Origin of the sequence: Ruegeria sp. HKCCA4633 (genome assembly GCF_013034605.1) — a bacterium.
Lineage (GTDB): Bacteria > Pseudomonadota > Alphaproteobacteria > Rhodobacterales > Rhodobacteraceae > Ruegeria.
The window spans coordinates 279,978-292,738 of sequence record NZ_WQGJ01000002.1 but is presented as its reverse complement, the minus strand read 5'-3'; the positions used below and the strand labels follow the sequence as shown (position 1 = coordinate 292,738).

General features: G+C 54.5%; 11 protein-coding genes. 5 read left to right on the top strand and 6 right to left on the bottom strand.

Features of this window, described 5'->3' with window-relative positions:
- Positions 1 to 204: 204 nt before the first annotated feature.
- Genes GOV85_RS07950 through GOV85_RS07935 form a run of 4 tightly spaced genes read left to right on the top strand, consistent with a single transcriptional unit; the run spans position 205 to position 4,121 of the window.
- On the top strand, positions 205 to 1,329 hold the full coding sequence (locus GOV85_RS07950) for an MlaE family lipid ABC transporter permease subunit (RefSeq protein WP_171176752.1): 1,125 nt from the start codon (positions 205 to 207) through the stop codon (positions 1,327 to 1,329).
- A gap of 1 nt (position 1,330) precedes the next feature.
- Positions 1,331 to 2,146, top strand: coding sequence for an ABC transporter ATP-binding protein (locus tag GOV85_RS07945; RefSeq protein ID WP_171176750.1), 816 nt, complete (start codon positions 1,331 to 1,333; stop codon positions 2,144 to 2,146).
- Positions 2,147 to 2,151: 5 nt separating this feature from the next.
- Positions 2,152 to 3,468 carry an MlaD family protein gene (locus GOV85_RS07940; protein WP_171176748.1) on the top strand — a complete coding sequence of 439 codons (1,317 nt, stop codon included), beginning with the start codon at positions 2,152 to 2,154 and terminating at the stop codon, positions 3,466 to 3,468.
- Positions 3,465 to 4,121, top strand: coding sequence for an ABC-type transport auxiliary lipoprotein family protein (locus GOV85_RS07935; protein WP_171176746.1), 657 nt, complete (start codon positions 3,465 to 3,467; stop codon positions 4,119 to 4,121). The genes GOV85_RS07940 and GOV85_RS07935 overlap by 4 nt, the downstream gene beginning before the upstream one ends.
- 92 nt (positions 4,122 to 4,213) lie before the next feature.
- Here the strand turns inward: GOV85_RS07935 and GOV85_RS07930 are convergent, their stop codons facing one another.
- Genes GOV85_RS07930 through GOV85_RS07905 form a run of 6 tightly spaced genes read right to left on the bottom strand, consistent with a single transcriptional unit; the run spans position 4,214 to position 10,740 of the window.
- On the bottom strand, positions 4,214 to 5,737 hold the full coding sequence (locus GOV85_RS07930; protein ID WP_171176744.1) for a DHA2 family efflux MFS transporter permease subunit: 1,524 nt from the start codon (positions 5,735 to 5,737) through the stop codon (positions 4,214 to 4,216).
- Positions 5,734 to 6,717 carry an HlyD family secretion protein gene (locus GOV85_RS07925; protein WP_171176742.1) on the bottom strand — a complete coding sequence of 328 codons (984 nt, stop codon included), beginning with the start codon at positions 6,715 to 6,717 and terminating at the stop codon, positions 5,734 to 5,736. The genes GOV85_RS07930 and GOV85_RS07925 overlap by 4 nt, the downstream gene beginning before the upstream one ends.
- Before the next feature lie 28 nt (positions 6,718 to 6,745).
- On the bottom strand, positions 6,746 to 7,072 hold the full coding sequence (locus GOV85_RS07920) for a cytochrome o ubiquinol/quinol oxidase subunit IV (protein ID WP_171176740.1): 327 nt from the start codon (positions 7,070 to 7,072) through the stop codon (positions 6,746 to 6,748).
- Positions 7,065 to 7,697 (bottom strand): cytochrome c oxidase subunit 3, encoded by a 633-nt coding sequence (locus GOV85_RS07915; protein ID WP_171176738.1) that lies wholly within the window; start codon positions 7,695 to 7,697, stop codon positions 7,065 to 7,067. Before GOV85_RS07915 ends, GOV85_RS07920 begins: the two co-directional genes overlap by 8 nt.
- Positions 7,694 to 9,784 (bottom strand): cbb3-type cytochrome c oxidase subunit I, encoded by a 2,091-nt coding sequence (locus tag GOV85_RS07910; RefSeq protein ID WP_171176736.1) that lies wholly within the window; start codon positions 9,782 to 9,784, stop codon positions 7,694 to 7,696. The genes GOV85_RS07915 and GOV85_RS07910 overlap by 4 nt, the downstream gene beginning before the upstream one ends.
- On the bottom strand, positions 9,781 to 10,740 hold the full coding sequence (locus tag GOV85_RS07905) for a cytochrome ubiquinol oxidase subunit II (protein WP_171176734.1): 960 nt from the start codon (positions 10,738 to 10,740) through the stop codon (positions 9,781 to 9,783). Before GOV85_RS07905 ends, GOV85_RS07910 begins: the two co-directional genes overlap by 4 nt.
- 207 nt (positions 10,741 to 10,947) lie before the next feature.
- Between GOV85_RS07905 and GOV85_RS07900 the strand changes: the two genes are divergently transcribed.
- A complete protein-coding gene (locus GOV85_RS07900) occupies positions 10,948 to 12,150 on the top strand; it encodes a lytic murein transglycosylase (RefSeq protein ID WP_254442973.1) in 1,203 nt (400 codons plus the stop codon).
- The last annotated feature ends 611 nt before the right edge of the window (positions 12,151 to 12,761 follow it).

The following is a 12,761-nucleotide window of genomic DNA, read 5'->3' as shown; positions in this document are numbered from 1 at the left end:
GATTCCCACGCGGACTGTGTCTCGCTTCCTGGGCTCAAGCAACTGATTAAATCGGCAGCCAACGCTTTCTTGCACGTTCGAGCCCGGAAATCCGGCCGTAACAAACAGTGCCAGGCGTGACACAAGGGCCATCCTGTCCCGCAAAAACCCAACCTTTCAGAACAAAGGCTTGCAGGCTCAGAGCGTATTATTTCACATGGCTTTATGACGAAGCCAATGATCTCATCCGAGCGCGACACCGACGGCACTCACGTCCGTATTTCGGGTGAATTGCTCACGCAATCCTTGGCATCAGTGGAAAATGATTTTGCAACCATACAACCCTCGGCTGACAAAGTCGTTTTTGATTTGTCCCAGGTTCAGGCCCTCGACACCGGTGGTGCCTGGCTGATCGCGGACCTTGGTCGGCGTTTCACCTCGAACGGCGCGGCGGTGGAAATTCTGGGCGCAAAGCCTGCACATGCGAAGCTTATCGATACAGTAAGCCAATCTATCCCAGACAAACCTGGCAAACTCGAAGACCCCCGTAGTTTTATGGATTGGGTAGCGGATGTGGGTCGCGGCATGTTCGGGGCTTGGAAGGACACACTTTCAATCCTCGAATTTCTGGGACTTACACTGCACCGGCTGTTCCGCACCATGGTCATGCCATGGCGACTGCGGAAGGCGGCCCTCGTCACGCATATGGAGGAAACCGGCGTAAAAGCCCTTCCCATCGTGGCACTGATGGGGTTTCTGATCGGTGTTGTTTTAGCGTTTCAAGGCGCAACGCAGCTCAAGCAGTTTGGTGCAGAGATATTTGTGGTGGAGTTGATCTCAATCTCGATCTTACGAGAGCTTGGGATTTTGTTGACCGCGATTATTGTTGCAGGTCGCTCCGGCTCGGCGTTCACTGCATCGATCGGTTCGATGAAAGTGCAAGAAGAGATTGATGCCATGCGAACCTTGGGGCTGGACCCGATTGAAGTGCTGGTAATTCCCCGTGTCCTCGCCCTTTTGATCATGTTGCCCATTCTGGGCTTTATCGCGGACATAGCGGGTTTGTTCGGTGGCGCCTTGATGAGCTGGATTGATCTGGGTGTAAGCCCCGGCATGTTTCTGACGCGATTGAAGGAGAATACGGATGTTTGGCAACTGGCCGTTGGTCTGATCAAAGCGCCCTTTTTTGCGTTGGTTATCGGTGTAATCTCCTGCTGGCAGGCCATGCAGGTCAGAGGATCTGCACAAAGTGTGGGTCAGCGTACAACCGCTTCGGTTGTGCAATCCATCTTCATGGTCATTGTAATTGACGCCCTGTTTTCGATTTTCTTCTCAGAGGTCGGAATCTGACATGAACAGCAGCATACAACAGGCAACGAATTCAACGGCGTCACAACGTGACGCTGTGATCCGTGTGCGCGGCCTCAGAAACCAGTTCGGATCGCAGGTGGTGCATGATAATCTGGACCTCGATGTCTGGCGCGGCGAAGTTCTGGGAATTGTCGGCGGGTCCGGCACTGGTAAATCGGTATTGCTCAGAACAATTGTAGGGCTGAACAAGCCGGCGGCGGGCAGTATCGAAGTTCTTGGTGTCGATGTCTTGAACGGCCCCGAGGAAGATCGACGCAGCATCGAACGCCATTGGGGCGTGGCATTCCAGGACGGTGCTCTGTTTTCGTCTTTGACCGTCCTGCAAAACGTAATGGCCCCGCTGCGCGAGCACACGGGTCTGAGCGAAAAGCTGATGGAGTCGCTGGGCGCGCTGAAGATCAGCCTGGTTGGGTTGCCTCAGCTAAGCTGCGGCAAGTTTCCGTCCGAGCTTTCCGGCGGTATGCGCAAGCGTGCTGCGCTGGCCCGGGCATTGGCCTTGGACCCCGAAATCGTGTTTCTGGATGAACCGACCGCCGGATTGGACCCCATCGGAGCGGCGGCTTATGATGAGTTGATTGGCGAATTGCAGCGGGCCCTTGGGTTGACGGTGTTCATGGTCACTCATGATCTGGACAGCCTTTATGCCATCTGCGACCGGATTGCCGTACTTGCAGAACAGCGCGTACTGGTCGAAGGTCCGATAGAAGACATGACCAAGGTCGATCATCCTTGGGTGCAGGAATACTTCACAGGCCCCCGCGCCCGCGCAGCACAACAAAAGGGCCAGGACAGGTAGAGGCAATGGAAACCCGAGCGAATTATATCCTGATCGGCGCGTTTACCCTTGCAGGGCTTCTGGGCGCATTCGGTTTTTTCCTGTGGCTTGCGAAATTTGAGATCTCGCGCCAATACGCTTATTACGACGTCTTATTCGACAATGTCTCAGGGCTTTCCGCTGCGGGAGGTGTGAGCTTCAACGGCCTTCCCGTTGGCCAGGTTATTTCGTTGAATTTGGATGAAGACGACCCCTCGAAAGTCAGAGTTCGCATCGAAGTGGACGCAGATATTCCAATCACCGAGGAAACGATTGCCCAGTTGCAGTCCCTTGGTGTGACTGGGGTTGGCTATGTCGAGTTGACCGGTGGGTCGGCGAGCGCACAACGACTGGCACAAAACAGCGTGATCAAAAGCAAACGCAGCACAATCCAGTCCCTGTTCGAAGGCGCGCCCAAAGTCTTGGATGAGGCTGTCACGCTTTTGGAAAGCCTCAACAAGGTCGTTGACGACAAGAACAGGGAAGCCGTGAGCGGTATACTGGACAATCTTGCGTCGGCTACAGGACGGTTGGACAACACTTTGACAAGCTTTGAGTCTGTCGCCAGCGATATTGGTAATGCCGCCAAGGACATTGGCGAATTCTCTAAGCGTCTGGATCCATTGATCGAAACAGCTAAGACAACGCTTGAGACAGGAACGGGTACGCTGGACTCGGTCAAAACCGCATCAGAATCCGCCAAGGCCGCGTTGGACGAAGCAAAAACAACGATCCAAACGGCGGACCAGATCCTGCAAGAGGACATTCGACCTTTCATTGAACGCGGCGCGCAACTGGCTGAACGTTTGACGTTGTTATCGGACGAAGGCAGCGTCACCCTGGAGATTGTCAACGAAACCGTTCTGAACGCCAATACGACATTGGGGTCGATTACGTCGGCGATGGACACGGCGAAGGGGGCGCTGTCTTCGGCAGAGACGGCGTTCAACTCAGCCAATCGGGTGATGGAAGAAGAAGTCGCGCCTGTGGCTGCTGACATCCGCAAAGCGGCTAATCAAGTGACCGAGACGGTCTCGAACGTGACCGAAAAGATCGATCAAATCTCGGACGACGTTCTAAGCGCATCGAATTCTGCGTCTGAACTGCTGGGCACCATCGACGGCATCGTTCAGAACAATCGTCGCCAAGTTTCGGATTTCCTGCGCGTCGGCCTTCCGCAATTTATCCGCTTCATCGAAGAATCCCAACGACTTGTTATCAGTCTCGACCGACTGGTGGATAAGATTGAACGGGATCCCGCGCGATTCCTGTTGGGCACTCAAGCATCGGAGTTCCGCCAATGATCAAGCCTGTTCTCGCATTGCTGGCATTTGCCCTGATCGGCGGCTGCGCTGGCCTGGGTACGTTGCAACAGGCGGCCAAGCCCAACGACCTTTATTTATTGACGCCCAAAAGCACGTTTTCGTCCGCACTGCCCCGAATTCAAAAGCAGATCGTTGTCGAGGAACCAACAGCAACTGCGGCAGTGAACACAGATCAGATCGCTATTCAGCCGACGCCCTTGCAGGTGCAGTACCTCCCGCGCGCGCGTTGGGTAGATCGTGCTCCTTTGATCGTTCAAACGCTGTTGGTGGAAAGCTACGAGAATTCGGGAAAAGTTGCGGCGGTTGGTCGATCTACCGTTGGCCTGCGCGCAGACTATGTGATTGCACCTGACCTGCGCGAATTTCAGGGCATTGTGGTCCAAGAAACAGAGACCAGTAAATCGGTCCGCATTGAAGTGCGTATGAATATTAAGGTCATTGACGAGTACGAAGACAAGATTATTGCATCCAGCTCGTTCCAGGAAAATGTCGTGGCCGCTAGTGAACAAACACCTGATCTGATCGAAGCCTTTGACAAGGCCTTGGGCCGCGCGATGCGAGATGCGGTCGAATGGAGCATTCGCAGGATCAACACACATGTGGTGAATAACCCGAGGTCAATCCCTAACTGATCTGTGACTGTCACTTCACTTGAAATCGTGGGGAAACCTTGTTCCCGATCTGGTACAGTCGGGGAAAAGGTATTTATTGAAGCTTCCGTGGATCAATGCACGTGGACAGCCGTCTGGGTTCCCGGCTTTGGCGCACGACAGAAAAACAATAGCGGAATTGTCGCCAGGGCCAGCAGGCCAAGATTGTTGAAAACGGTCAGGTAAGAGATCAGTTCTGCCTGCTTCGCGATTTCCTGACCCAGGATCGCAGCGCCCTGTGGACTGTCAGGTGTCAAGCCAAGCGGGTTCAGGTAAGCTTGCGCCGCAGGGTTATAGGGCGTCACATTCTGGCTTAGGACAGCTGTGTTGGTCTGAAGTCCACGTACGATCCATGTGCCGACCAGAGAGATGCCAACCGATGAGCCCAACTGGCGAGTGACGTTGAACAGGCCAGAGGCTTCGTCTTGCCGGTTTTGGCTGATGCTTTCGAACGCGAGAATAGACATAGGCACAAAGACCAAACCCATCCCTAACCCACTGATGGCTCCGGGCCACGCCAGCTCCCAAAACCCGGCATTGAGGTTGATGGCACCCATCATGAAGTTCCCAATCGCAGTCAGCAACAATCCGGCGCCCGCCAATAAGCGTGGATCGAAACGATGAACCAGTACGGCGCCGGTCAGAACCATCGACAATCCTGCTGTCAAACCGCGCGGAATAAAAAGGTGGCCTGAAGCGATAACGGGGAAATCCAGAAGGTTTTGTACGAGCGTTGGCAGGACTGCAATACCACCAAACAATGAGACCGCAAATCCGGCGATGATCAGATTGCACAGGGCAAAATTGCGGTCCGCAAACAAACGCAGATCCACGACCGCGTTACGCGCGGTCAATGCGTGAACAATAAATCCGATCGCGCCCAGTACCGACGCGACCACAGCCGCTTGAATGACACGAGACGACATCCAATCCATGGTTTCGCCCTGATCCAGGACAAATTGCAGACACCCGATTCCAAGTGCCAACAAGGCCAGACCCTTCCAGTCGATCTGTACATCCTCGGTCTTGTCTTCGGGCAATTCCCCGGCCAGCAACAGAAGGGCAAGGGCGGCCACAGGCAAGTTGACGAAAAACACCATCCGCCACGAGAAATACTCGGTCAGGATCGCACCAACCGTCGGCCCAAGAACGGGTGCCACTACGACCCCCAAGCCGAAAACCGCCATCGCCTTCCCACGCTCTTCTCTGGGGAAGGCGTCGAACAGGATCGATTGCGATAATGGGATCAGGAAAGCTCCAAACATGCCTTGGGCCAGCCGAAAGGCAACAATGACTTCGAGGCTCCAGGACAGGCCACACATCATCGACATAACTGCAAAGCCAGTCACTGCTGTCAGGATCAACCGTCGCCGCCCAACACGGCGGGCCACAAAGCCGGTCAGTGGCATTATGACCACCGCCGATACGATATAGCTGGTCAGAATCCATGTCGCTTGGTCGGTTGTCGCCCCAAACGCGGCCTGAATATGCGGCAAGGCAACGTTGACAATCGTGCTGTCCAGCACTTCCAATATGGCGCTGAGAACAACAGCAACCACGATCACCCGGTTGACAGGGCCGGACGCCGCCGAAGTCATTTTCCGTCCGCCGGGCCCGTTGTGTCCACGACAACTTTGCTGCTGCCGCCGACCCGCAAGGGGGCATCGGTTGGGTCAAGTGCGATCCGAACCGGAAAACGCCGTGTGACCTTGACCCAGTTTCCACTGGCATTCTCGGACGGCAGCAACGAGAATGTGTCCCCTGAACCGCGTCCGATTGAGGCCACCTTGCCGGTAAGCTTCACCCCCGGCAGCATGTCGACCTGAACTGTCACAGGCTGCCCGGGCCGGATACGAGGCAACGACGTTTCCTTGAAATTGGCGTCTACCCACCAATCCGAGGACTCAACAATCGAGAATTGAGGCGCGTTGGCAGAGACCGAAGATCCGGGGCGCAACGTCAGATTGGCGATCCAGCCATCTGCGACCGCATAGACCTTGGTCCAAGCCAGGTTTGTTTCGGCGATCTCAAGCTGCGCCTGAGATGACAAGATGTCGTCCTGTTTTGCTTCCAACCCGCTTTGCAGCGCCAACAAGCTGGATTGGCTGGTCGTCAGCCGTGCCGAGGCCTGCGCGAATTCTGATGTCGTCTGGTCCAATGAGGCCTGCGCGACATCACCTGCAGCAAACAGGGCTTTCGCGCGCTCTAGGCTCTTATTTGCAGTGTCATAAGCAGATTGGGCGCTTTGAACGGACGCTTCAGCGGCCGTAATTTGTGTCGAGTACGACTTGGCCTGTTGAATGGCACTGTCCAGATCAGCTTTGGCCGCGTCGACGGAGGCTTTGAACTGAGTGTCGTCAATAGTGAACAGGAGATCGCCATTCTTAACCGATTGGTTATCGGAAATCTGGACTTCCGCCACTTGCCCGGTCACCTGGGCTGCCACATAAATGATGTTGGCGCCGATATAAGCATCCTGGGTGGATGGGTACCGTTCCTCGTGCCGCCAAAACAACAGCAAACCCACACCGATTACGGTCAACATAACAGCAATGGCTATGGTTTTGAGAGGTCTCATGCCGTTTACCTTTGTTGTGCGCTGCCTATTACATCACATGCATATGCATTCGGATCGCCAGGTTGCCCAACACCCAAACCGTACCCAGAATCATAATCAACAAAACCATCGTGGAAAACAGCACAAGGTGCAGATCTTCCCGGCTGCTGCGACGACGGTCGATATGCAGGAAATAAACTAGCTGCAAAACAAGCTGTGCCAGACCAAGCAATCCAATTGTCAGATACACGCCAGTGGTTTCGATACCGAATAGATGCGCCACGCCAAACATGGCCAGTGTAAGCAACAGCGACCCGCCATATCCGATCACATAACGTCGCCGCTCACGACGGTGTATTTCAGAGCGCTTATCCATAGGTCAGACCTCCGAAATAAACGATGGTGATTATTCCGATCCAGATCAGGTCAAGGAAGTGCCAGAACAACGCCAGACGCACCACGCGTGAGATAATCAGGTCTGTCATTCCTTTCGCGCGCAATTGAATGCCCAGAACGATCAGCCACAGACATCCCGCCGCAACGTGCAAACCATGCAGCGGGACCAGACCGAAGAATGCCGATAGGAAGCCGCTGCGTTGTGGAACACCGCCTTTTTCCGCCATCGCCATGAAGTCACGCAGTTCAAGAAACAGAAAGCTGAGTCCCAACAAAAGCGTAACCCCGAACCAAAGAATGATGCGCTCGCGCGGCAAGTTGTACTTTAAGGCCAGCATGGCAAGACCGACAGTCAGGCTGCTGGTCAACAGGATCAGGGTTTGAGCAAAGACACTTTTCAGATCGAACAGTTCGTGCGGACCGGGTCCACCCGCCTGCGCATCAATCATTGTGATGTAGATTGCAAACATCAGGCCGAAATAGACCAGATCGCTCATCAGGAAGACCCAGAAACCAAAGGTGACAACTTCTGTCGCCTTGTCGGCACTCGCGTGGCGTTCCCCAAGGTTGATGCCCGGATAACTATGCGTTGGTGTGCGTTTCATGTGACTGCCACCAGATCTGGGCGGGCGAGGCCGCGGTTTTCTGGGGAGGTTTCGTAGTCACGATCCACAGCCTTTTCACTGTGAACTAGGGACAACCAGGCTTCATGATCTCTGCGCACTTCTTCAGCAGCGATGGTGAATTCGGTACTGTCGTCAAAGGTCCAGATGATCACGGCCAGGATCATCAGCACAGTCATCAGGGCCGCCAACCACCAGATCCACCACACCAAAGCAAACATCCAGACTCCGCTGAAAACACAGAGGATAAAGCCGATACCGGTATTGCGCGGCAATTCGATATCTTCATATGCGTCCGGCGTTGGATACGCGATGCCTCGTTCTTTGGCGGCAGCGAAGTCATCACGATCCTTTACCTGTGGGATGATTGCAAAATTGTACGGCGGCGGTGGCGATGGAATCGACCACTCCAATGTACGGCCATCCCATGGATCCCCCACCGGGACACGGGTCTTTTCGCGATCCCGGACACTGACCCACAATTGGATGAGAACCGAAAACAAGGCGCACGTAATCACCAGCGCCCCAACGATGGCGACGATCATGAAAGGGTGGAAGGACGGATCGTCATAGCTGAATGAGCGGCGCGGCATTCCCATCAGCCCGACGAAATAGAGCGGCATGAAGGTCAACAAAAACCCTATGGTCCAAAGAGCGACTGTAGCGCGGCCCCAGAACTCGTTCAGGCGGAAACCGAACGCCTTGGGGAACCAATAGTTATAAGCTGCCAACAGACCAAACAGCACACCCGGCAACAGCACGTTGTGGAAATGCGCCACCAGAAACAGCGTGTTGTGCACCTGATAGTCGATCGTTGGATTGGCCAGGATCACTCCGCTAAGGCCACCAATCACAAACAGCATCAGAAATGCCAGCCCATACAGCATCGGCACCGAAAACCGGATCCGCCCTCGCCACAAGGTTGCCATCCAGTCATAGACTTTCACACCGGTCGGAATAGCGATCAGCATGGTTGCAATACCAAAAACGGCGTTGATCAATGCGCTCTGACCCATGGTGAAAAAGTGATGCAGCCAGACCGTGAAGGACAGCACCGCAATCGACATTGTCGCAATAACAAGCGAGTTGTAGCCATAGAGCCGCTTGGCCGAGAAAGTCGCGAACACTTCGGAATAGATACCATAGGCAGGCAGAACCAGCAGATAGACCTCGGGGTGACCGAACAGCCAGAACAGGTTGGCGTAGTTCATCATGTTGCCGCCGAGGTCGTTGGTGAAAAAGTGGAAATCCAGATAACGGTCTGCGGCCAGCATCAACGCGGCAACCCCCAAGGGCGGCATCGCAAAAACGATCAGGATCGAACTGCAGATAATCGTCCAGCAATACATCGGCAACCGCATGAAGGTCATTCCCGGCGCCCGCATTTTGTAGATCGTTACGGCAAAGTTGATGCCTGTGAGCGTGGTCCCAATACCCGATACAACGATGGCCCATATCCAATAATCCGGTCCCACTCCCGGATTAAACGCGGCGCCCGTATATGGCGGGTAAGCTGTCCAGCCGCCTGTTGAGAACCTCCCCACCACCAGTGAGACCATCAACATCATGCCAGCGGACACAGTCAAACCCAAACTGATCTGGTTCAATCGGGGAAACGCGACATCGCGCGCCCCGATCATCAGCGGCACAACATAATTGGCAATACCAAAGACGAAGGGCACGGCAACAAAGAAAATCATGATCGTGCCGTGGGTGCTGAAAAGCTCGGCAAAGTGCTCGGCCTCAAGAAATCCATCACCCGGCCCTGCGGCTTGCTGAGCGCGCATGACAACGCCCTCCAACACGCCGCGCGCAAGCATTACGATGGCAAAGACGACATACATGATGCCTATCTTCTTGTGATCGACGCTAGTCAGCCAATCGCGCCACAGCGGTGTCCACAGCCGAAACCAGCTGAGCAGGCCCACCACGGCAATAACGCCAACGATCACGACTCCCGCAGCCGCATTTGCCACGATCTCATTGGCGCTGGGGTCTTGAAGCAACCCGGCAATCGGAAGCGCATCCCAACTGAGGCGGCCCAAAAAGCCAGTTTCGGTTGACGTCATTTTTGCGCCTCCTGCCCGAAGGATGCCGTGCCCGGTTGTTGATCGGCAGGCAAGCCCTCGCCGGTGTGATACCGATGCAGAATGCTTTGGAACACATCCTCTTCTAGCGTGAAATACAGTGCATCATCAGGCATCTGTGCTGTCCCCAAAGCTGCTTGAACCTCATCCCTGTCAGTTCGCATCGCAAGCGTCTGATAGGTGGCCGCATTCAGCGGGATGCCGCCGGTGCGCACTTTGTCGACCCACGTAACAAAGGCATCTTGCTCCATCGCAACAGTGCGGAACTTCTGTTTTGTGAACCCACGTCCGTTATACTGCGTGTTTTCGCCCTGCATGACCTCTGGAGTATCCGCGACCAGATGCAATTGCGTTGTCATGCCCGGCATCGCGTAAATCTGACCGGCCAGAGAGGGGATCATGAAAGACTGCATCACAGTATCGGTGGTTAATGTCATGGCCACCTGTCGTTTGGTTGGGATTCCAAACTCGCCGACGCTGGCAATGCCCAGATCGGGATAGAGAAACAACCACTTCCAATCCAGACCAACCACCTGAACCTGCACGGCCGGTTCCTCACCAAAACTTGCTGAATACGGGTCGAGCCGGTGCGTCGCCTTCCAAAGATAGAAAGACAGGAGCGCTACGATCAAAACAGGCACGCCCCACATGATAATTTCCAGTTTGGCTGAAAAATCCCAGTCCGGCCTATAGGCAGCGGTTCCACCCCTTCGACGCCGGTATCGAAATGCGATCCAGGGGACCAGAACGAGGACGGGTATGACCGCCACCATGATCAGGGCGGTCGCCCGTAACAGATGAGTTTTCTGAATGGCTGCAATCGGGCCTTGCGGATCCAAAAAACTGTCGCTGGCAACAGCCATTTGCGCAGTTACAGCCAAAATGAACACGGCAGCCACCACGAGCGAGGATAGGGTGGACAATCTGCCTGCGGCCATAACACACAACCCTCTCGTGATCCAAATTCCACCCAACTATCAGCAAATGCGAAAGTTTTCTCAAGACCTTTCCATACTGCAGATTGCCAGGTAAGACTTTCATTCAACCTTGGGCATCAATGGAAAACCGCATCAGTCGAGCCCCGGCCAAAACAGGGACGCAACTTGGTTTTGATACACAAAATACTTGCAATCATAGGTCTTATTTTGACTTCGCAAGCTGCGCTGGCTCAGGATCGCGCTGAAGTTGAACGTCAATTCCAAACCTGGTTGCAAGAGGTGGTCTGGCCAAAAGCGCGTTCCAAAGGGGTTTCACGGGATACGATGCAACAGGCGTTTTCTGGCGTGACCCTGAACTGGAAACTGCCAGATCTGGTCCCGCCCGGACGAAAGGCCAAGACACAAAAAAATCAGAAACAGGCCGAATTCGGCTCGCCTGGGCGGTACTTCAACTCAGGATCCGTTCAGGGTGCCACCTCGGTTGGGCGCAAGATGGCAAAACAGCATTCCGCAATACTTGCCTCGGTCGAGCGCGAAACCGGTGTGCCCGGCCGCATAATCCTGGCAATCTGGGGCAGAGAGAGCGGGTACGGACAGGTGCCCATCCGCCACGACGCGTTTCGCGTTCTATCGACCAAAGCATTCATGAGCACGCGTGCCGAGTATTTTACAAACGAGTTGATTGCGGCCCTTCAAATAGCCGAGGCTGGTTATTTACCTGCCCAAGACATGAAAAGTAGCTGGGCGGGTGCATTGGGTCAGCCACAATTCATGCCATCCAATTATTTGACCTATGCAAGAGACGGCGACGGGGACGGCCGGGCTGACATCTGGGGATCGCCCGCTGACACAATTGCGTCCATCGGCCATTATTTGGACCAACATGGATGGCTAAGCAGTCGAGACTGGGGTTTCGAAGTTTCCGTTCCCGCGAATGTGTCCTGCGCTTTGGAAGGGCCCGATCAGGGCCGACCCATTCACGAATGGGAAAAAATGGGGATACGCCGGATTTCAGGCAGGCCCTTTCCGGACCATGAGCGTGACGGCCTCGGCTATCTGATGATGCCAGCTGGACGCCATGGACCGGCCTTTCTGGTTACACCAAATTTCTATGTGCTCAAAGAATACAACAAAAGCGATCTTTACGCTCTGTTCGTTGGCCATGTTGGAGACCGCATTCAATTCGGTGTCGACGATTTTGTGGGGCAATGGGGTCCAGTCGGTGGGCTGTACCGTTCTGACATCGCCGCAATGCAGCGGACCCTCGAGAAAATGGGCCATGACGTTGGCGGTGCCGATGGTTTGCCGGGGTTCAAAACACGCCGCTCGATTGGCCGGTGGCAAATGACTTCAGGCTTTGCGCCAACTTGCTTTCCGGAACCTGCGATGAAGGCACAACTGACCCCCTGAGGGTGTTCTCAAATCTTGAGTTGTCGCTTGGGCCAACACCAAACCTGCCACGCCGGTCAGCCTGCGAAACCCCAGCGCGCACAGGTTTCATACCCGGGTCACGTCCATTGGAGGTCTTTTGAGTGAATTGTTGCTGATTTCAGAACAGAAGTGTGGGAACAGGCGTCCGCTCCTTATAAAAACACTTTTCCTCAAGAACAGTCTCAAAACCCTGCCCTTGATTTGTCTTGACCCCTTTTCATCATCCCCGGATGCGTCGGAAAGATGTGGCTCACACAATTTTTATCACCGCATGAACAAACCGGAAAACGTGCACAAAAAAGCATATATTTTTGAATAAGATACACCCCAGTGAGCCTAGCTTTTTCGGATGGCTGAAGCGATACCCAACTGTTGCCAGATAGCCCAAACTCGGGCTTGGACCGGCTGAACTTCAACCGTAACCACTTCACAGCATGCGAATCCGGATCACTGTTATAATTCTTTAAAAGGCGTCAACTATCATGCGGGTACACAGCCAAGATTGCAGAGCGTGCTTTTGACAGCAGCCGGACAAGGTGGCACGATTTGACCAATTGCCACCCAGGCCATCGGGTATCATTGATTGATCG